The sequence below is a fragment of the Jeongeupia sp. HS-3 genome, assembly GCF_015140455.1.
Lineage (GTDB): Bacteria > Pseudomonadota > Gammaproteobacteria > Burkholderiales > Chitinibacteraceae > Jeongeupia.
Genome location: NZ_AP024094.1, coordinates 2,847,271 through 2,864,853 on the forward strand (window position 1 = coordinate 2,847,271; position 17,583 = coordinate 2,864,853).

Annotated in this window: 22 protein-coding genes; 5 read left to right on the forward strand and 17 right to left on the reverse strand. The window is 63.7% G+C overall.

Translation table 11 applies throughout. The features are described from left to right. Positions 1–100: 100 nt before the first annotated feature. Together JLC71_RS13650 and rsmD are read right to left on the reverse strand one after the other, a co-directional pair. The gene (locus tag JLC71_RS13650; RefSeq protein ID WP_200915995.1) at positions 101–352 is read right to left on the reverse strand and encodes a YfhL family 4Fe-4S dicluster ferredoxin; all 252 of its coding nucleotides are present in this window, start codon (positions 350–352) and stop codon (positions 101–103) included. Positions 353–453: 101 nt separating this feature from the next. Then, positions 454–1,011, reverse strand: coding sequence for a 16S rRNA (guanine(966)-N(2))-methyltransferase RsmD (gene rsmD, locus JLC71_RS13655; RefSeq protein WP_200915996.1), 558 nt, complete (start codon positions 1,009–1,011; stop codon positions 454–456). Between the two features lie 67 nt (positions 1,012–1,078). Here rsmD and ftsY point away from each other — a divergent pair, with 67 nt between their 5' ends. The 5 genes from ftsY (at position 1,079) to rpoH (ending at position 5,412) form a co-directional block, all read left to right on the forward strand. Further along, positions 1,079–2,263, forward strand: a complete 1,185-nt coding sequence (gene ftsY / locus JLC71_RS13660; RefSeq protein WP_200915997.1) for a signal recognition particle-docking protein FtsY — start codon at positions 1,079–1,081, stop codon at positions 2,261–2,263. Between the two features lie 15 nt (positions 2,264–2,278). Further along, positions 2,279–2,776, forward strand: a complete 498-nt coding sequence (locus JLC71_RS13665) for a GNAT family N-acetyltransferase (RefSeq protein WP_200915998.1) — start codon at positions 2,279–2,281, stop codon at positions 2,774–2,776. A 40-nt stretch (positions 2,777–2,816) separates the two neighbouring features. Then, positions 2,817–3,470: a cell division ATP-binding protein FtsE gene (gene ftsE / locus JLC71_RS13670; RefSeq protein WP_200915999.1), complete on the forward strand. Its 654-nt coding sequence runs from the start codon at positions 2,817–2,819 to the stop codon at positions 3,468–3,470. A 10-nt stretch (positions 3,471–3,480) separates the two neighbouring features. Further along, a complete protein-coding gene (gene ftsX, locus JLC71_RS13675; protein WP_200916000.1) occupies positions 3,481–4,377 on the forward strand; it encodes a permease-like cell division protein FtsX in 897 nt (298 codons plus the stop codon). A gap of 174 nt (positions 4,378–4,551) precedes the next feature. After that, positions 4,552–5,412 (forward strand): RNA polymerase sigma factor RpoH, encoded by an 861-nt coding sequence (gene rpoH / locus JLC71_RS13680; RefSeq protein WP_200916001.1) that lies wholly within the window; start codon positions 4,552–4,554, stop codon positions 5,410–5,412. Between the two features lie 63 nt (positions 5,413–5,475). On the opposite strand, the gene queC is transcribed toward rpoH, so the two are convergent. The 15 genes from queC to JLC71_RS13755 all read right to left on the reverse strand — a co-directional run bounded on the left by queC (position 5,476) and on the right by JLC71_RS13755 (position 17,525). Then, positions 5,476–6,159, reverse strand: coding sequence for a 7-cyano-7-deazaguanine synthase QueC (queC, locus tag JLC71_RS13685; RefSeq protein ID WP_200916002.1), 684 nt, complete (start codon positions 6,157–6,159; stop codon positions 5,476–5,478). Continuing rightward, complete coding sequence (locus JLC71_RS13690) at positions 6,152–7,486, reverse strand: chloride channel protein (RefSeq protein ID WP_200916003.1); 1,335 nt, start codon at positions 7,484–7,486, stop codon at positions 6,152–6,154. Before JLC71_RS13690 ends, queC begins: the two co-directional genes overlap by 8 nt. Before the next feature lie 108 nt (positions 7,487–7,594). Then, complete coding sequence (queE, locus tag JLC71_RS13695; protein ID WP_200916004.1) at positions 7,595–8,239, reverse strand: 7-carboxy-7-deazaguanine synthase QueE; 645 nt, start codon at positions 8,237–8,239, stop codon at positions 7,595–7,597. Positions 8,240–8,359: 120 nt separating this feature from the next. Further along, positions 8,360–9,079: a tol-pal system protein YbgF gene (ybgF, locus tag JLC71_RS13700; RefSeq protein ID WP_200916005.1), complete on the reverse strand. Its 720-nt coding sequence runs from the start codon at positions 9,077–9,079 to the stop codon at positions 8,360–8,362. 98 nt (positions 9,080–9,177) lie between these two features. Next, entirely contained in the window at positions 9,178–9,717 is a 540-nt protein-coding gene (gene pal, locus JLC71_RS13705; protein WP_200916006.1) for a peptidoglycan-associated lipoprotein Pal, read from the reverse strand. A gap of 121 nt (positions 9,718–9,838) precedes the next feature. Beyond that, positions 9,839–11,137: a Tol-Pal system beta propeller repeat protein TolB gene (gene tolB / locus JLC71_RS13710; protein ID WP_236250901.1), complete on the reverse strand. Its 1,299-nt coding sequence runs from the start codon at positions 11,135–11,137 to the stop codon at positions 9,839–9,841. 8 nt (positions 11,138–11,145) lie between these two features. Then, positions 11,146–12,021, reverse strand: a complete 876-nt coding sequence (locus JLC71_RS16660; RefSeq protein ID WP_200916007.1) for an energy transducer TonB — start codon at positions 12,019–12,021, stop codon at positions 11,146–11,148. Further along, a complete protein-coding gene (gene tolR / locus JLC71_RS13720) occupies positions 12,018–12,434 on the reverse strand; it encodes a protein TolR (protein WP_236250902.1) in 417 nt (138 codons plus the stop codon). Before tolR ends, JLC71_RS16660 begins: the two co-directional genes overlap by 4 nt. 12 nt (positions 12,435–12,446) lie before the next feature. After that, entirely contained in the window at positions 12,447–13,118 is a 672-nt protein-coding gene (gene tolQ, locus JLC71_RS13725) for a protein TolQ (RefSeq protein WP_200916008.1), read from the reverse strand. Between the two features lie 98 nt (positions 13,119–13,216). Next, positions 13,217–13,651: a hypothetical protein gene (locus tag JLC71_RS13730; RefSeq protein WP_200916009.1), complete on the reverse strand. Its 435-nt coding sequence runs from the start codon at positions 13,649–13,651 to the stop codon at positions 13,217–13,219. Positions 13,652–13,758: 107 nt separating this feature from the next. Next, positions 13,759–14,805, reverse strand: a complete 1,047-nt coding sequence (gene ruvB, locus JLC71_RS13735; protein WP_200916010.1) for a Holliday junction branch migration DNA helicase RuvB — start codon at positions 14,803–14,805, stop codon at positions 13,759–13,761. Further along, positions 14,802–15,419 (reverse strand): phosphatase PAP2 family protein, encoded by a 618-nt coding sequence (locus JLC71_RS13740; protein WP_200916011.1) that lies wholly within the window; start codon positions 15,417–15,419, stop codon positions 14,802–14,804. Before JLC71_RS13740 ends, ruvB begins: the two co-directional genes overlap by 4 nt. A gap of 12 nt (positions 15,420–15,431) precedes the next feature. Then, positions 15,432–16,031 carry a Holliday junction branch migration protein RuvA gene (ruvA, locus tag JLC71_RS13745; RefSeq protein ID WP_200916012.1) on the reverse strand — a complete coding sequence of 200 codons (600 nt, stop codon included), beginning with the start codon at positions 16,029–16,031 and terminating at the stop codon, positions 15,432–15,434. Between the two features lie 103 nt (positions 16,032–16,134). Continuing rightward, entirely contained in the window at positions 16,135–16,656 is a 522-nt protein-coding gene (gene ruvC, locus JLC71_RS13750; protein WP_200916013.1) for a crossover junction endodeoxyribonuclease RuvC, read from the reverse strand. After that, positions 16,656–17,525, reverse strand: a complete 870-nt coding sequence (locus JLC71_RS13755) for an energy transducer TonB family protein (protein ID WP_200916014.1) — start codon at positions 17,523–17,525, stop codon at positions 16,656–16,658. Before JLC71_RS13755 ends, ruvC begins: the two co-directional genes overlap by 1 nt. Positions 17,526–17,583 lie beyond the last annotated feature (58 nt).

Below are 17,583 nucleotides of genomic sequence, written 5' to 3' on the forward strand. Positions count from 1 at the left end.
TAAACCGATCGTCAGCAAAAGTGTGCCATTCGTACGACTGCACGTTGTTAGCGCGAAAAAAAAACCGCGCAATGCGCGGCTTTGTTCGGATGCAGATGGATCAGGCCTTGGCCGTGATGATCACGTACTTTTGCATCAGCTCTTCCTTGGTTTCCTTGTGGTCCGGGTCGAGCGGAATGCAATCGACCGGACAGACCTGCTGGCACTGCGGTTCGTCGTAATGGCCGACGCACTCGGTGCAGAGGTTGGGATCGATTTCATAGATTTCTTCGCCCTGCGAAATTGCGCTGTTCGGGCATTCCGGCTCACAGACGTCGCAATTGATGCATTCGTCGGTAATGATCAACGACATGGTGCGGTTCTTCCTGGTATTTCAAAAAATTCGATTAGAAAACAATGGCTTTGGCGCGATTGTCCCACTTTCGCCGGCCAGCGACAATGCCGCGTGAATCGTCACGCCAGCGAGAGCAGCCGGTAATGCACGCTGCCGGCGCGGCCTTCCTTCAGAACTTCCCAGCCGGGCAGCTCGGGCCCCAGCTTGGACCAGTCTGCGGCCTCGACGTAGACACGGGCACCGGGCGCGAGGCGCGGCACCAGTGCATTCAGTGCCGGTAACAGCAAATCGCTGGCATAGGGCGGGTCGACAAAGGCGATGTCGAATTCATCACCGCTGCGCACCAGCCAGGCCATCGCGTCGGCGTGTACCAGCTCAACCCGGTTCAGCTTGAGGATGTCGCGGTTGCTCACCAGCGCGGTGTACGCCGGTTTGGATTTTTCGACCATCACCACGCGCGTGGCGTTGCGGCTGGCGGCTTCCAGACCGAGCGCGCCGCTGCCGGCGAACAGGTCGAGGCAGCGCTTGCCGGTGAGCTCCTGGCCGAGCCAGTTGAACAGGGTTTCGCGCACGCGGTCGGGCGTCGGGCGCAGGCCGTCGCCGTCGGGAAAATGCACGATGCGGCGGCGGCAATCGCCGCCAATGATGCGAAGCTGGTTTTTCTGCTGTGCTGCCATGGGTCCGAAGCGTTAAAATCGCGGCAAATCAAGCATTTTCCGCCAATCAGGGCCAATTTCAAAACTCATGTTCAGTTTCTTCCGCAAGAAAAAGCCGGCCGAGGCTGCACCCGAGCAGCTCGACGCCGCAATCGAGCCGGCCGCCGCCGAGCCGATCGCACCCGCGCAGGCCAGCGTGCCGCAGCCCGAAACCCCTGTCGCGCCGGTCGCGCCAACGCCGAGTGAGCCGGAGCCCGTCGCCGAGGCCGCCGCACCGGTGCTTGAGATCGCACCGGTCGTGGTTCCCGAACCCGTCGCCGCAACCGCTGCAACCATCGTCGTGGCGCAACCGCAAGACAAACCCAAGCTCTCGTGGACCGAGCGGCTCAAGGCCGGTCTGGCCAAGACGCGCGACAAGCTCAGCAAGAACCTTGCCGGCCTGTTCGGCGGCGGCAAGATCGACGAGGAATTGTACGAAGAGCTGGAAACGGTGCTGCTGACCGCCGATATGGGCGTCAACGCGACCACCCATCTGCTCGACGACGTGCGCGAGCGCGTCTCGCTCAAGGGCCTGAAGGATACGCTGGAGCTGAAGGGTGCGTTGAAAGACAGCCTGAACGCGCTGATCGGCCCGCTCGAAGTGCCGCTCGACATCAGCGGCCACAAGCCCTTCATCCTGATGGTTGCCGGCGTCAACGGCGCGGGCAAGACCACCAGCATCGGCAAGCTGGCCAAGTATTTTCAGTTGCAAGGCAAGTCGGTGTTGCTCGCCGCTGGTGATACCTTCCGCGCTGCGGCGCGCGAGCAACTGGTGGTCTGGGGCGAGCGCAATGGCGTGCAGGTGATCGCGCAGGACAGTGGCGATGCCGCCGCGGTGGCGTTTGACGCGGTCAACGCTGCGAAGGCACGCGGCGTCGACGTGGTGATCGTCGATACCGCCGGCCGTTTGCCGACGCAGCTGCATCTGATGGAAGAAATCCGCAAGGTGAAGCGCGTGGTGCAGAAGGCCGATCCGACCGGCCCGCATGAAATCATGCTGGTGCTCGACGCCAACACCGGCCAGAACGCGGTCTCGCAGGTCAAGGCTTTCGACGATGCGCTCGACCTGACCGGTCTGGTGCTGACCAAGCTCGACGGCACCGCCAAGGGCGGCGTGATCGCGGCGATTGCGCGCGAACGCAGCATTCCGCTGCGCTTTATCGGCGTCGGCGAAAGCATCGACGATTTGCGCCCGTTTGTGGCGCGTGATTACGTCGACGCATTGTTCGACTGAGGTTCCAGACACCGCATGCCGCTGCCGACGCTGTTGACCGCCCGCCTGATCCTGCGCCCGTTCCATGACGACGACGCGCAGGCCGGGGTGGCGTTTCCGTCGGCCGACGCGGTCGGGCATATCCGCGAGCTGCGCCGCGGCGCGCTGTTTGGTGAGGCGACCGGGCTGGCGATTTGCCGCCGTAGCGATCGCGCGCTGATAGGCTGCGTCGATGCGCGCTTCGAGCGTGATGAAGCGTGCTTTGGCCTTTATCTGTCGCCGGCGGCGCGCGGCCATGGTTTCGGTTTCGAAGCCGGCCGGGCGTTCATCGACCCCTTGTTTGCCATGCACTCGCCGCGCGTGCTGCTGGCGCATTGTGCGCATGATGATGGCGCCGCCGCGCGGGTGCTGACGCGGCTGGGTTTTGATCTTGATGGCGCCGACGGCGGCCGGATCGCGTGGCGGCTGCGCCGTCTGAGCTGGTCGGTGGCGCAAACGTCGAAACACCTCGCCGCTTGCCGCGATCGCCGATAAACCGTTCAAATCGTACCGTGACCCCTACCCAGGCAGACCGATGATCCAGTTTCAGCAAGTGACCAAACGCTATCCCGGCGGCCTCGAGGCGCTCAAGGGCCTCAGCCTGGAAATCCAGCCGGGCGAGCTGGTTTTCCTCGCCGGCCATTCCGGCGCCGGCAAGTCGACGCTGCTCAAGCTCATCGCCGGTATCGAGAAACCGACCGCCGGCACGGTGCTCGTCAATGGTCAGAACCTCGCGCGGGCGTCGCGCGGCAGCCTGCCGTATGTGCGGCGGCATTTCGGGCTGATTTTTCAGGATCACAAGATCCTCTTCGATCGCTCGGTGTACGAGAACGTCAAACTGCCGCTCGACATCATCGGCTTCGATGGCCGCGAGGTGAAACGCCGCGTGCTGGCGGCGCTCGACAAGGTCGGGCTGTCGGGCAAGGAAAAACTCAACCCGATCGCGCTATCGGGCGGCGAGCAGCAACGGCTGTGCATCGCCCGTGCCGTGGTGCACCGGCCTTCGATTCTGCTGGCCGACGAGCCGACCGCGAATCTGGATCGCGATTACGCCCACGACATCCTCGAGCTGTTCAAATCCTTTCATCAGGTCGGCGTGACCTTGATGATCTCGGCGCATGACGAAACGCTGATGGCCGATTACGGCCGGCGCATCCTGCGGCTGAAAAACGGCCAGTTCACGGCTTAAGGGAAAAGAGATGAAACACTGGTTCCGCCTGCACGGCCTCGCCTTGTCCCGCACCCTCGGCGCGCTGCTGCGCCAGCCCTTGGCCACCTTGCTGCATCTGGCGGTGATCGGCCTCGTTGCCAGCCTGCCACTCGGCCTGTATCTGCTGCTCTCCAGCGTGGCCGGTGTTACCGCGAACATGCCGGTCGAGCCACAGCTGACGGTCTTTCTCAAGCCCGAGGCCGACGTCGGCGCCTTGCGCGCGCAGCTCGCCAAGGATGAACGGCTGGCGCAGACGCGCTTCGTGCCCAAGGCCGATGCGCTCAAGGCCATGGAAGCGGCGATCGGCAGCGGCGATCTGCTCGCCGGCCTGTCCGACAATCCGCTGCCCGATGCCTTCGTGCTGACCGCCAAGCGCGATGTGCCGGCGGCGCAGTTGAGCGCGCTGGAACAAACCCTGCTGACCGAGCCGGGCGTCGATTCGGTGCAGCTCGATTCGGCGTGGGCATCAAGGCTGGAGAAGCTGATTGCGCTCGGTCGCCATGCGCTCGAAGTCGTGGTGCTGTTGCTGGCGGTGGCGCTGGTGCTGGTCACCGGCAACGCCATCCGCATGCAGATCCTGACCCGGCGCGAGGAAATCGAGGTTGCCAAGCTGATCGGTGCGACCGACAGCTTCATCCGCCGGCCGTTTCATTACAGCGCGGCCATCCAGGGCGTACTCGGTGGCCTTGCCGGTTGCGGCATCGCCGCCGGCGCGATCGCGTGGCTGAACCCGGCGGTCGGCGAACTCGCCGCCGCCTATGGCCAGCCTTTCCTGCTGGCCATGCCGGGGCCGATTGAATTTGCCGTCGTCTGCGTAACCACGATGCTGCTGTGCCTGCTGGGGGCATGGGTTGCCGTATGGCGGCATCTGCGGCGCTATCGTTGATTTCAAGCGTCTGTCATAGTGAGAGGCAATGGCGCCGATTGGCATAATTGCCGTGCGCATCGGCATGTCTCGTGCTTGAATCTACGGAACCCGAAGCGCCCTTAGCACTCAAACGATACGAGTGCTAATATCATGGTCGTTGAGTGGCAACGTCTGCAAGACAGGAGTGAACGAATGGGGAACAGCCTTGCCCTGCCGGTGATTACCGCTGGCGATAGCATTGAAAGTTACATCCATCGTGTGAACGCGATTCCGATGCTGACCGTCGAGGAAGAGGTCGAACTCGCCACGCGTCTGCAGCAGGAAAGCGATCTTGAGGCTGCCGGCCGCCTGGTGATGAGTCATCTGCGCGTCGTGGTGTCGATCGCCCGCGGTTACGCCGGTTACGGCCTGCCGCAAGCGGATCTGATCCAGGAAGGCAATATCGGCCTGATGAAGGCGGTCAAGCGCTTCGAGCCCGATCGCGGCGTGCGCCTGTTCTCGTTTGCCGTGCACTGGATCAAGGCCGAAATCCACGAATACATCCTGCGCAACTGGCGGCTGGTTCGCATCGCCACGACCAAGGCGCAGCGCAAGCTCTTCTTCAACCTGCGCTCGATGAAAAAGAGCTTTGCGGCGCTGACGCACGCGCAGGCCAAGGAGATCGCCGACGATCTCGGGGTGAAGCCCGAAGAAGTGCTGGAAATGGAAACGCGCATGACCGGTCAGGACATCGCATTGATGGCCGATCAGGATGACGACGAAGGCGGTTTTGCGCCGATCGACTGGCTGGCCGACCACGATGCCGAGCCGACCAAACAGCTCGAACGTCGTGCGCTTGATCGGCTGCAATCGGATGGCTTGCGTGAAGCACTTGATACGCTGGATGAGCGTAGCCGCCGCATCGTCGAAACCCGCTGGCTGGCCGACGAAGGCAAGGGGCTGACCTTGCATGAACTCGCCGCCGAATACAGCGTATCGGCCGAGCGGATTCGCCAGATCGAGGTCAAGGCGCTGCAGAAGATGCGCTCGGCGCTGGTACCGGTCGCGGCCTGAGCGGATCGTGATCAGTAAAAAGGGCACCCTCGGGTGCCCTTTTGTTTTGCCGCGTAGCCAGAATCAGACTGGCCGGTAGCGGGTCGGATCGGTGACGCCGGCGGCGGCAAAGCCTTCGCGGCGTAGCCGGCAGGCATCGCAGACCCCGCAGGCGCGGCCATCGTCGTCGGCCTGGTAGCAGGTCACGGTGAGGCCGTAATCAACACCTAGCGCGGTGCCGGTCTGGATGATCTGGCCTTTGGTAAGGCTGATCAGCGGCGTGTGTATCGTCAGTGGCGAGCCCTCGACGCCAGTGCGCGTCGCCAGTCGCGCCATCGCTTGAAACGCGGCGATGTAGTCGGGGCGGCAATCGGGATAGCCCGAGTAATCGACCGCGTTGACGCCGATGAAGATGTCATCGCTCTTGAGCACTTCGGCCCACGCCAGCGCATACGACAGCAGGATGGTATTGCGCGCCGGCACGTAGGTCAGCGGGATCTCGCCTTCTTGCGGTGCTTCTTCGGGGACGGCGATGTTCGCGTCGGTGAGTGCCGAGCCGCCGAAGGTTGCCAGATCAATGGTGACGATGCGATGTTCAACGGCGCCGAGCGCCCTGGTGACGCGCTCGGCGGCCTTGAGCTCGGCATTGTGGCGCTGACCATAGTTGAACGACAGGCAATACGGCGCAAAGCCCTGGCTTTTGGCGATGGCGAGGCAGGTGGCGGAATCGAGGCCACCGGATAACAGAATCACGGCGGGTTTAGTCATGTTTCTTGTGCTCCAGTACGGATTGCGGCGCGACGGCGGCGAGCGCGCGCTCGGCGAGGTCGTGATAGAAGTTGGTCTTGAAGATGCGCGCGACGGTCGAGGCGATCATCGCCGTCGCCATGATCGAGATCACCATCGCGTGGCCATCGGTCATCTCCATCAGGATGAAGGCCGACGTCAGCGGTGCCCGGGTCACGGCCGCCAGCACCGCGGTCATGCCGATGGCGATCAGCTTGATGTGCAGCTCGGGGCCGACCATGGGCAGGAACCAGCTGCCCAAGCCCGCGCCGAGCGAGAGCGACGGTGCGAAGATGCCGCCGGGCAGCCCGGTCAGATAGGTCGAGAGCAGGCCGACGAATTTCAGCGGCAGGTAGTACCACGCCAGGCTGGCTTCACCGGCGACGACGCGGCTGGTGACTTCGGCGCCGCTGCCGAAAATCGGTGCCGCCAGCCCGCAGATGGCAATCAGCAGGCCGCAGCAAACGACGAACAGATAGGGGCGGGTGGCGCGAACCATCTGGATGCGCTCGGGCAGCCAGCGGGACGGGTTGACGCATAGCCACGAAAATGCGCCGCCGAGAAGGCCGCCGACGATCGAGATCACCAGCAGCGGCGGCAGGATGCTGATGTTGAAACCGGGCACCTTGATATGGCCGAAATAGGTGTAGCTGCCCAGAAAGGCCATTGAGACCACCCCGGAGAGGATGACCGCGCCGAGGATCTTGCCGCTGGTGTTTTCCTCGACCGAGCTGGCCAGCTCCTCGAAGGCGAAGACGATACCGGCCAGCGGGGTGTTGAACGCGGCGGCGATGCCGGCGGCGCCACCGGCGAGAATCAGCTGGCGGCGGAAAGCGGCGTCGCCGAGCGGGAACAGCTTGCGGCAGGCGTACATGATGCTCGCACCGATCTGCACCGTCGGGCCCTCACGGCCGAGCACGAAACCCGAGCCAAGGCCGGCGACGATGCAGACGAACTTGGTCGCGGCAAGTTTGAGATTGACGAGCCGGCCGGCGATTTCGGGTTGATCGGCGACGTGCAGCGCCGCCATCGCCTGCTGGATGCCGCTGCCTTCGGCGCCCGGGCCGATGCGCCGCATCAGCCAGACGATCGCCATGCCGCCGAGGGGCAATGAAATGAACGGCCACCAGAACCAGCGACCGGTGACGGACTCAAATCCGGCAAATGCCCATTCGGCCGCCTTGGCCAGCATCACCGCCAGCACCCCGACGATGGCGGCACCGATCCACAGCGCGATCGTGCCGCGGCTGCGCTGCGGCAGATGGCGCAGCTGGATCAGCCAGCGCTTCAGGGTGAGCTTGAGGATCATGGTCTTACTCCAGCCAGGACGGGCGTGCATTGAGGATAGCCGAGTCGGCCGCTTTCCCCGGGAGAGGGTGGGCCGGCGCGATATCCGCAACGTGCAGCATGCGGCTGCTCAGACGCCGGGCTTTTCGCCCCAGAGGATTTTGTGCAGTTGAACCTGCATCCGGACCGGCAGCCGGTCTTCAAGCACCCAGGCGGCGAGATCGGCCGGCGGCAACGTTTCCCACACCGGCGAGAATAGCACTGGGGCAAGGTCATTGACCTTGCGCTCGCGCACGAGATCGCGTGCCCATTCGTAATCGGCACGGTCGCACAGCACGAATTTGATCTCGTCCTTCGCGGTGACGACGTCGAGGTTTTCCCAGCGCATCTTCGCCAGTTCGCCCGAGCCCGGGGTCTTGATGTCGAGGATGCGCGACACGCGCGGGTCGACGTCATTGATCGGCAGCGCGCCGCTGGTTTCCAGGCTGACGTCGTAACCGGCGTCGCACAGTGCGGTGAGGAAGGCGAGGCTGTGTTTTTGCGCCAGCGGCTCGCCGCCGGTCACACACACCGTCTTGGCGCCGTGGCGGGCGATATCGGCGAGGATTTCGTCGAAGCCCATGGTCTTGCCGCCATGAAAGGCATAGGCGCTGTCGCAATAGCCACAGCGCAGCGGACAGCCGGTGAGGCGGACAAACACCGTGGGCAGGCCGAGACGACTGGTCTCGCCCTGCAGCGAGTAAAAGACTTCGGTGATCCGAAGAGAAGGCTTCATGGTGGTATTCCAGTCCGGATTCACAATCCGGCGGTGAGTTTTCCAACCGGAAAAGTCCGGCGGAAACGAAACGAAACGAAACGGCAGCGGCGATGGCCGCTGCCGTGGTGAAACAGGGTATCAGTTGACGCTGATGAGCGCCTTCTTGGCCGTCGCGGCCTTTTCCGATTGCGGGTATTTCTCGATCAGCTGCAACAGGAAGCCGCGGGCTTCCTTCTTGTTGCCTTGCGCGTTGGCGCATACCGCAAGGCCGAACAGTGCGTCGGGCGCGAGTGCGTTGTCCGGTGCCTTGTTGACGATTTCGGCGTAGGCAAATCGCGCGTTCTTGTAATCCTTGAGCGCGGTATAGCTGTTGCCCATCCAGTATTGCGCGGTCGGTACGTTCGGATCGGCGGGGCTGGCGGTAATGAACTGTTTGAGCGCGACCACCGCTTCCTTGTGCTTGCCCGATTTGGACAGGTTGACCGCGTCATCGAGCGATTGCTGCCCGGCCGCTTGTACCGCGGCCTTCTGCTGTTGCTTGGCTTCCTCGATGTTGCGCACCCGCGTGTCGAGGTCGGTGAACAGGTCTTTCTGTTGCTTGGTCGCCTGATCCTGATTGAACTGCAGCACTTCGATCTGGCCGCGCAGGGTGGCGATCTCCTGCTTCAGCGCATCGATTTGCCCGAGAAGGTTGAGCATCTGTTTATTGCTCGCCTCCAACTGGTTCAGCCGGACATTCTGCTTGGCGTTGTCCTGTTGCAGATCCTGGACCTGCTGGCGCGCGACGTTGTCGTCGAACAGGCCGGCGTGGGCTTGGGTGGCAAAAGCAAGGGCGATCAGGGCGACAAGGCGTTTCATGGGCTCGTAGCGTCTCAAAATGAAGAAAGCCGGCATCGTGGCGACGCCGGCTAGGCTAGGCGGTTTTGCAAGGCGGCACAAGGCCGCCCAACCAAGGCTTACTGGGCCGATTCACCCTTGTACACCAGGTTGCTGTTACGGTTGCGCGACCAGGCTTCTTCGGTCTGGCCCGGCTCCAGCGGCTTCTCTTCGCCAAAGCTGACGCTTTCCAGTTGCGATTCCGGCACGCCCAGCGACAGCAGCACCTTCTTGGTGGCTTCGGCACGCTTCTGGCCCAGCGCGAGGTTGTACTCGGCGGTGCCGCGATCATCGGTATTGCCCTGAATGATCAGCTTGGCATCCTTGTTGGCCAGCAGGTACTTGGCGTGAGCCGACAGCAGCGGCTGGAAGTCCGGCTTGACGACAAACGAGTCGAAGTCGAAGTAGACGCGACGTTGCGACAGGATATTGTTCGGGTCGGTCAGCGGGTTGTTGGCCTTGTTCAGCTCGCTGCCCTGGGTCAGGTCAACGGTCGCTGGCTTGGTTTCGCTGCCGGTCACCGGTGCCGTGGTCTTGCCGGCGTTCGGATCGGCAGGTGGCGCGCTCGAGCACGCGGCCAGAAGGGCGGTCATCAGGACGGACAGTGCAACTTTTTTCATCTTCAGCTCCCAGTCGGATTGAATTTGGCTTGGCAAACGCCGCGATACATGCGGCCAGCATAGGGGAAAGGGGAAGGTGGGGCGATGGAAAGAATGCCGTTTTCCCGATTCCCGTCGTCACTCAGCGCAGCAGCGGCCCCCAGGCCGGCTGACGGACATCGCCGTTTTGCGCCTTCAGTTTTTGCTTGATCCGGCCATCGATCGAAACGGCGGCAAGGGTGCCACGGCTACCGGTTTCATACAGAATCATCCGGCCATTGGAAGCAAAGCTCGGCGAATCGTCCGAGCCGGTATCGGTCAGTACCTGGATCTGCCGGCTGGCCATGTCCATCACCGCAACCTGGAAGCCCTTGCCGGTGCGGGTGACCAGCGCCATCGACTTGCCATCCGGGCTGACCTTGCCCGACGCGTTGTAGCTGCCCTGGAAGGTCAGGCGCTCGCCACCACCACCCGATACCGGCATCCGGTAGATCTGCGGGCTGCCGCCGCGATCCGACGTGAACACGATGCTGCGGCCATCCGGGGTGAACGAAGGCTCCGTATTGATATCGCCGGTATTGGTCAGGCGGCGCGGATTGCTGCCGTCGGCATTGACCAGATAGATCTGGCTGCCGGCATCCTTGCTCAGCACCACCGCGAGCTGGCGACCATCCGGCGACCAGGCCGGTGCCGAGTTCGAGCCCTTGAATGCCGCGACTTTCGAACGCTTGCCGCTTCCCAGATCCTGCACGTAGACGATGGGTTTTTGCTCTTCGAACGACACGTAGGCAAGGCGGCCGCCATCGGGCGACCATTTGGGCGACATGATCGGCTGATTGCTCGCCAGTACCGTTTGCGCGCTGTAGCCGTCGGCATCGGAGACCTGCAGCTCGTGGCGCTTGCCGCGCTTGACCACGTAGGCGATGCGCGAGTTGAACGCACCGGGCTGACCGGTGAGCTTCTGGTAAACCATATCGGCAATCTGGTGCGCCACGCGGCGCGACTGGCCGATCCGGGCGCTGAGCTGATGCGCGATCAGCACGTTCTTGTTCGACAGATCGACCAGCCAGAACTTGACCGTGAAGTTGTCGCCGTTTGGCACCACGCTGCCGATCAGCGCGGTTTGCGCGCCACGGCTGGTCAGCACGGCCGGATTGAGTTGTTCGGGCGTAAATGGCAGCGGCGACAGATCACCGGCGCCGATCATCTTGAACAGGCCCGAGCGGGTCAGATCGCCGTTGATGACTGGCGTCAGCGCCTGCGGCAGCGATTGTTCGGACTGGAACGGCACGATCGCGATCGGGTACTGGCTGGCACCGGCACCGACCACTTCGATGGTCATATTGTCGGCGGCGCGGGCGTGCATCATCGTGAACAGCAGCGCGGCGGCCAGGAATAGCCAAGTGGTGAGGCGCTGCATTGGGGTCTGGACGGTCGACATACGACTCCTCATTTCTTCATGCTGAAATTGATCGGCCATTCGCGGTAATTCGAGAATGATTGGCCTTCGGGTAGAGGTGGCATCTTGTTCATACGGGTGACGGCATCGGTCACGGCTTTGTCATAGGCGGGAATGCCGCTCGACTTCGTGATGACCACCTTGCTGATCGTGCCGTCGGGCAACACGCTGATTTTCATCTCGGCACTCGGGTTGCTCTTGTCTTCCGGATAGGTGACGTAACTGTGGATCAACTGGCCGACCTTGCTACGGTAGTCGGTCAGGCCCTTGCTCGAGATCGGGCTCGTGCCACTGCCGCTGCCCGGGCCGGTATTGACCGTTGCATTCGGATTGCTGCCCTTGCCGCCGGGTTTGGCGCCGGGGCTCGGCGCGTTGTTGTCGGCGCTCAGCAATTTGTCGAATTCCGACTGCGGCTTGGCCTTGGGTTTGGCTTCCGGCTTGGCTTCGGCCTTCTTCGGCTCGGGTGTCGGCCTGGGGGCCGGCGTGGGCTTGGGAACCGGCGTCGGCGCGGGGGTTGGTGTCGGCACCGGCGTCGGTTTCGGTGTGGGTGTCGGCTTCGGCGTCGGTTTGACCTTCTCGACCGCGATATCGGGCTTCTTTTCCGGCAGCGGTTCGGGCTTGGGAACCGGCGTTGCCGGCGGTGGCGTCGGTACGAGCTTGGGCTGCGGTTCGACCGTTTCAGCTGCTTGTTGCGCCGGGGCCGGCGGCGGGCCACCCCAGAGTTCGACTTCGACCGGCTCGGGCTTCTTGGTCTGCCATTGCACCGAAATCATCAGGAACAGCGCAAACAGCACGTGCACGCCGGCCGCCAGCGCGAACGACAGCACGCTGCGCTCCTCGGGATGGCGTTGGCGCGGATCGCTCACTTCGGCCGCACCAGCAGGCCGACGCGGGCGACGTTGGCGGCCTTGAGCGCGTCCATCGTCGCCATCACGGTTTCATAACGCACCGATTTGTCGCCGGCGATCACCACCGGGCGATCGGCGCGGGCGGCGAGCTTGTCCTGCACCAGCGCCACCAGCGCCCTGGCGTCGGCGACGGAAGCGGTCTTGCCGGCGTCGGAGAGGGTCAGCTCGCCCTCGGCGCCGATCTCGACCCGCAGCGGCTCGACGCTGGCTTCCTGATCGGCCTTGCCGACCGTGGGCAGATTGACGACACCGGGCGCCTGCATCATCGGCGTCGCCACCATGAAGATCACCAGCAGCACCAGCATCACGTCGATGTAGGGCACGACGTTGATCTGGTTCATCGAACGACGCGGTCTTCGGGTTCTGGCCATGATCCGGCCTCCTTAGCGCGCAGCCTGACGTTGCAGGATGTTGGAGAATTCTTCGATGAAGGTATCGAAGCGGTTGGCCAGCGCGTCGACGTCATGGGCGAAACGGTTGTAGGCGACGGTGGCCGGAATCGCCGCGAACAGGCCGATCGCGGTGGCGACCAGCGCCTCGGCGATGCCCGGCGCGACGGTCGCCAGCGTGGCCTGACCGACGTTCGCGAGGCCGCGAAACGCGTGCATGATGCCCCAGACGGTGCCGAACAGACCGATGTAGGGCGAGACCGAGCCGACCGAGGCAAGGAAGGAGGTGTGCTTGTCGAGCCAGTCGAGTTCACGCTGGCAGGCCGCGCGCATCGCCCGGCGGGTGCCCTCCATCACGTCGGACAACTCCATGCCGCCTTTCTGGCGCAGCTTGAGGAATTCGGCAAAGCCGGCGATGAAGATCTTCTCCATCCCGACCGAATGGCCCCGTTTGGTTTGCTCGAACAAGGCGTTCAGATCCGAGCCGCTCCAGAAGCGGTCTTCAAAGGTTTCGCTGGCCTTGGCCGCTTTCGAAACGGTGAAGTACTTGCTGAAGATGTGCCACCAGCTCATCAGCGACAGCAGCACCAGGATGGCCATCACCAGTTGCACCACCAGGCTGGCGTGCAACACGAGTTCGAGGATAGACAAATCTTGATTGGGCATCGGTTTATACCGGGTTCGGGTTGAAGTTCGTTATCGGCTGCAAGGTTCGTACGGTTCGTACTTGTAACACGCCCCGAGTTCCGTCCACTTACAAGCTGTTACGGGGCCAGCGGGGCGGTGACGGCCTGATCCGCGACCGCCAGGCCCAGCTGGGTCTGGATGTCAGCGGCAAGATTGCCTACCCATTTGTTGTAGTTCGGATGGATGAAAACGCGACCATCGCTGACCGTTTCGTAGTTCAGGTTGAAGCTGTCGAGGTAGCGAATCTGCACCGCTTGCGTGTCGTAATCGATGCTCACCCTGGCCATGTGCTTGGCACGAACATCAAGCGTCGCCTCGAGCCGGCCCGGCGCGGCTTCACGCACACTCCAGTTGCGTTTGGCGGCACCGGCGGTGATCGCGGCCTGCACCTGTTCGGTGTCGAGTGTCTGGCCGATGGTGATTTTGGCCGGATCTTGCAGCAAGCCCTGCCGCGCCCATGCCGGCGCCGAGAGGCCGACGAACAGGCATAAGGCAATGAGGATGTGTTTCATTAGGCTCTCCAAGAGTCGCTGTAATTGTAAGCCCTTGGAGGGTTCGATTTAAGCCCCGGTGTGTGCGATCTCACAGCTTCGCGCAGGAACGGCAAAATTCACACCGATCAGCGCTCGTTCGGATCGCGTGGCGGCGTCAGCCCGAAGTGCTGGTACGCCGACAGCGTGGCGATGCGGCCGCGCGGCGTGCGCTGGATCAGCCCTTGCTGGATCAGGAAGGGCTCGAATACATCCTCGATGGTGTCGCTGGCTTCGCCGATCGCCGCGGCGATATTGTCGAGCCCGACCGGGCCGCCGCCGAACTTCTCGATCACCGCGCTCAAGAACTTGCGGTCCATGACGTCGAGGCCGGCGTGGTCGACGTCGAGCATCAGCAGCGCCGCGTCGGCGACCGCGCGGGTGACCGTGCCGTCGTGGCGGACTTCGGCGTAGTCGCGCACCCGGCGCAGCAGCCGGTTGGCGATCCGTGGCGTACCGCGCGAGCGGCGGGCCACTTCAAACGCGCCGCCTTCGTCCATCGGCACATTCAACAGCGATGATGAACGCTCGACGATGCGCGTCAGCTCGTCGGCGGTATAGAACTCCAGCCGGGCGACGATGCCGAAACGGTCGCGCAACGGGTTGGTGAGCATGCCGGCACGGGTGGTCGCACCGACGAGGGTGAACGGCGGCAGGTCGAGCTTCACCGACCGCGCCGCCGGGCCTTCGCCGATCATGATGTCGATCTGGAAATCCTCCAGCGCCGGGTAGAGGATTTCCTCGACCACCGGGCTGAGGCGGTGGATTTCGTCGATGAACAGCACGTCGTGCGGTTCGAGATTGGTCAGGATCGCCGCCAGATCGCCGGCGCGCTCCAGCACCGGCCCCGAAGTCTGGCGCAGGTTGACGCCGAGTTCGCGGGCGATGATATGCGCCAGCGTGGTCTTGCCCAAGCCCGGCGGGCCGAACAGCAGCACGTGATCGAGCGCCTCGCCGCGCTTCTTGGCCGCCTCGATGAAGATCTCCAGCTGGGCACGGGCTTTTTTCTGGCCGACGTATTCGTCGAGCAGTTTGGGCCGCAGCGCGCGCTCAAGCTGTTCTTCCTGCTGCGACATCGTCTTGGCGGTGATGACGCGCTCGGGCGGCAGGGCGGAGAGGGAATCGGTTTCGATCATGCACGCAATCTCGTCGGCGAAGCGATGTGGGAGGCGATATGAAAATAGGCGGCCAGCAATACCGTGCCGACCCCGTAAGCGGCGAGCACGTCGCTGCCATAGTGTACGCCGAGCACCAGCCGCGCCATCCCGCCGGCGAGCACCAGCAGCGCTGCCAGTGCAAGAATAGGCACGCGCTGCCGTGGCCAGCGCTGGCAGGCGAGCCAGCCGAGCGCGCCGAACAGCGTCATCGCCGCCATCGCGTGGCCGCTGGGAAACGATGGCCCGTGCACCGACATCAGGTGTTCCAGCGTCGGCCGTGGCCGGTGCACCAACAACTTGATTACGCCGTTGAGGCACCAACTGGCGAGCACCAGCAAGGGCAGGCCGGGCCAGGCGATGCGGCCCAGCCGGCGCAGCAGCCAGCCGGCGGTGATCGCAATCGGGATCGAGCCCCAGAAGCTGCCGCTCCAGCCGAGCAGCAGCGCCAGCGAGACCAGCGCCGGGCGGCGGTCGTACAGCCAGACGGAGAGCGTGGCGTCAAAGGCATGTTGTGGCGCGCTGCCGAGCGAGGTCAGTAGCAGCAGAAAAACCACGAGCCCGCCAATGGCGAGCCCGAGATGGCGGGAAGACATCAAATCATCCTGTTAAAGCTTGGCCAGCACCTTGAGTGCCTGGCGGATGCCGTTGCTGACGTCGACCTCGTCCGGCAGCGTCTTCATCGCCGCGCCCGCTTCGCGCTCGTTGTAACCGAGCGCCAGCAGCGCGTTGAGAATATCGCCGGACGGGCCGGCGCCAAACAGCGGCGTCGGCAGCTTGGCCGCAACGGCCGCGCTGGTCGGCAGACTGCCCAGCTTGCCCTTGAGTTCCAGAATCAGCCGCTCGGCGGTTTTTTTACCGATGCCGGGGACTTTGGAGAGCCGGCTGACGTCTTCACCGGCAATTGCCAGCGCCAGTTCGTCGCTGTTCATGCCCGACAAAATCGCCAGTGCGATCTTGGCGCCGATGCCGCTGATCTTGATCAGATGGCGAAACAGATCGCGTTCGGCGCGGTTGGCAAAGCCGTACAGCAACTGTGCGTCTTCGCGCACGACCAGATGCGTGAACAGCTCGACCTTGGCGCCGAGAGCCGGCAACACATACAGCGTGCTCATCGGCACGTCGAGTTCGTAGCCGACGCCGGCGACGTCGACGACCAGCGTCGGCGGTTGTTTCTCGATCAGGGTTCCGGTCAGGCGGGCGATCATGGTCGGGGCTCGGTCGCTACAGAAAACGGCAGTATAGCGCCGCTGCCCGGTTTATAGAACGATCGTTGCATATGGCGTGGCCCGGCTGCCCTTCCGCCAGCGCTCAGGCCAGCCGACCACGCTTGATCGTCAACCCGAGCTTGGACAGCTGCGCCGCCGCACCCCCGGCGTGCTGTGAATGCGCCAGCGCCACCGCCAGTGCATCGGCGGCATCGGCCTGCGGCACGCCCGACAGCCGCAGCAGCCTTTGCACCATCAGACCAACCTGATCCTTGCCGGCGTGGCCATTGCCGACCACCGCCTGTTTGACCTGCAGCGCGGTGTACTCGGCGATCGGCAGTTGCGCCAGCACCAGCGCGGCAATGACCGCGCCACGCGCCTGGCCCAGCATCAAGGTCGAGGCCGGATTGACGTTGACGAAAACCTGCTCGACCGCGGCGATCTCGGGGTGATAGCTGGCGACGACTTCGGCGATGCCGTCGAGCAATGCCCGCACGCGCTCGGGCAGGCTGCCGCCACCGGTCTTGATGCAGCCCGAAGCGACGTAGTTGCGGCTCTGGCCGACGACGTCGATGATGCCGAACCCGGTGATGCGTGAACCGGGGTCGATGCCGAGGATGCGCATCAGCGCGCCTGCAACGTGTCGTTACGGGCGAAGTTCCAGGTACGCAATACCACCAGCACCGTGGCGCGCTTGCCGAGTGGATCAACCAGATCCTTGGGCAGCGGTGCGAACGGCGCGGCGCGCTGGAGGATCTTCAGCGCGGCGTTGTCGAGCTGGCGATTGCCCGACGAGCGCTGGATGCTGGCCTTGCGGATCGAGCCATCGACGTTCACCTCGACCGACAGTTGCAGGCTGCCGTAGAGCTTGTTGCCGGCGCTGTCGGTCGGATAGGTGCTGGTGCCGATACGCTCGATCTGCTGGCGCCATTGGTCTTCCCACACCGCGGTCATGGCCTTGATCGCCGGCGTGCTCATGAAGGCTTTGCGCGGTTTTTCTTCGTAGGCGTTGAAGCGCTGATCCAGTTGCGCCACCGGCCCCGAGAGCTGACGCGCGGTTTGCGCAGTGCTGTCCTGCCCGTTCTGCGACTGCGCCGCATCCTGGTTCGAGGTTTGCGGCGTGCTCGGGGCAGACAGCAGGCCACCGGCGCGAAGCTTGGCCATCAGGGCTTGCTGCTGCGCTTCGAGTTGCTGCTGACGGGAGAGTTGTTGCTGCAGCTCGATCGAAGCCTGGTTGTTCAGCGCCGGCAGCGGGCTGGTTGCGCGCTGCTTGGCATCGGTATTGCCGCCGCCGTCGAGGTTTTCCTGCGCCCTGACTTTGGCCTTGCCCGGCGTGGTTTCGGTGCGCTGGTTGACCAGCACCACTTCGAGCGGCTGCTCGGAAAAATGCCGCTGGATCTCGGGCATGACGAACTTGATGCCGAAGATCAGCACCGCGTGCGTCAGCAGCGACAGCAGCATGGCCATCGACATGAAGCGTTGCATGCGATCCATGCGTCGGCCCGATTCCGTTGTTAGATTTTGAACCGCGCGAGTCTAGCATAGGCCCCGG

Excerpts from the sequence above, each read along its gene's own strand:
- JLC71_RS13650 (WP_200915995.1), bottom strand. The coding sequence starts at position 352 with ATGTCGTTGATCATTACCGACGAATGCATCAATTGCGACGTCTGTGAG.
- rsmD (WP_200915996.1), bottom strand. The coding sequence starts at position 1,011 with ATGGCAGCACAGCAGAAAAACCAGCTTCGCATCATTGGCGGCGATTGC.
- ftsY (WP_200915997.1), top strand. The coding sequence starts at position 1,079 with ATGTTCAGTTTCTTCCGCAAGAAAAAGCCGGCCGAGGCTGCACCCGAG.
- JLC71_RS13665 (WP_200915998.1), top strand. The coding sequence starts at position 2,279 with ATGCCGCTGCCGACGCTGTTGACCGCCCGCCTGATCCTGCGCCCGTTC.
- ftsE (WP_200915999.1), top strand. The coding sequence starts at position 2,817 with ATGATCCAGTTTCAGCAAGTGACCAAACGCTATCCCGGCGGCCTCGAG.
- ftsX (WP_200916000.1), top strand. The coding sequence starts at position 3,481 with ATGAAACACTGGTTCCGCCTGCACGGCCTCGCCTTGTCCCGCACCCTC.
- rpoH (WP_200916001.1), top strand. The coding sequence starts at position 4,552 with ATGGGGAACAGCCTTGCCCTGCCGGTGATTACCGCTGGCGATAGCATT.
- queC (WP_200916002.1), bottom strand. The coding sequence starts at position 6,159 with ATGACTAAACCCGCCGTGATTCTGTTATCCGGTGGCCTCGATTCCGCC.
- JLC71_RS13690 (WP_200916003.1), bottom strand. The coding sequence starts at position 7,486 with ATGATCCTCAAGCTCACCCTGAAGCGCTGGCTGATCCAGCTGCGCCAT.
- queE (WP_200916004.1), bottom strand. The coding sequence starts at position 8,239 with ATGAAGCCTTCTCTTCGGATCACCGAAGTCTTTTACTCGCTGCAGGGC.
- ybgF (WP_200916005.1), bottom strand. The coding sequence starts at position 9,079 with ATGAAACGCCTTGTCGCCCTGATCGCCCTTGCTTTTGCCACCCAAGCC.
- pal (WP_200916006.1), bottom strand. The coding sequence starts at position 9,717 with ATGAAAAAAGTTGCACTGTCCGTCCTGATGACCGCCCTTCTGGCCGCG.
- tolB (WP_236250901.1), bottom strand. The coding sequence starts at position 11,137 with ATGTCGACCGTCCAGACCCCAATGCAGCGCCTCACCACTTGGCTATTC.
- tolR (WP_236250902.1), bottom strand. The coding sequence starts at position 12,434 with ATGGCCAGAACCCGAAGACCGCGTCGTTCGATGAACCAGATCAACGTC.
- tolQ (WP_200916008.1), bottom strand. The coding sequence starts at position 13,118 with ATGCCCAATCAAGATTTGTCTATCCTCGAACTCGTGTTGCACGCCAGC.
- JLC71_RS13730 (WP_200916009.1), bottom strand. The coding sequence starts at position 13,651 with ATGAAACACATCCTCATTGCCTTATGCCTGTTCGTCGGCCTCTCGGCG.
- ruvB (WP_200916010.1), bottom strand. The coding sequence starts at position 14,805 with ATGATCGAAACCGATTCCCTCTCCGCCCTGCCGCCCGAGCGCGTCATC.
- JLC71_RS13740 (WP_200916011.1), bottom strand. The coding sequence starts at position 15,419 with ATGTCTTCCCGCCATCTCGGGCTCGCCATTGGCGGGCTCGTGGTTTTT.
- ruvA (WP_200916012.1), bottom strand. The coding sequence starts at position 16,031 with ATGATCGCCCGCCTGACCGGAACCCTGATCGAGAAACAACCGCCGACG.
- ruvC (WP_200916013.1), bottom strand. The coding sequence starts at position 16,656 with ATGCGCATCCTCGGCATCGACCCCGGTTCACGCATCACCGGGTTCGGC.
- JLC71_RS13755 (WP_200916014.1), bottom strand. The coding sequence starts at position 17,525 with ATGGATCGCATGCAACGCTTCATGTCGATGGCCATGCTGCTGTCGCTG.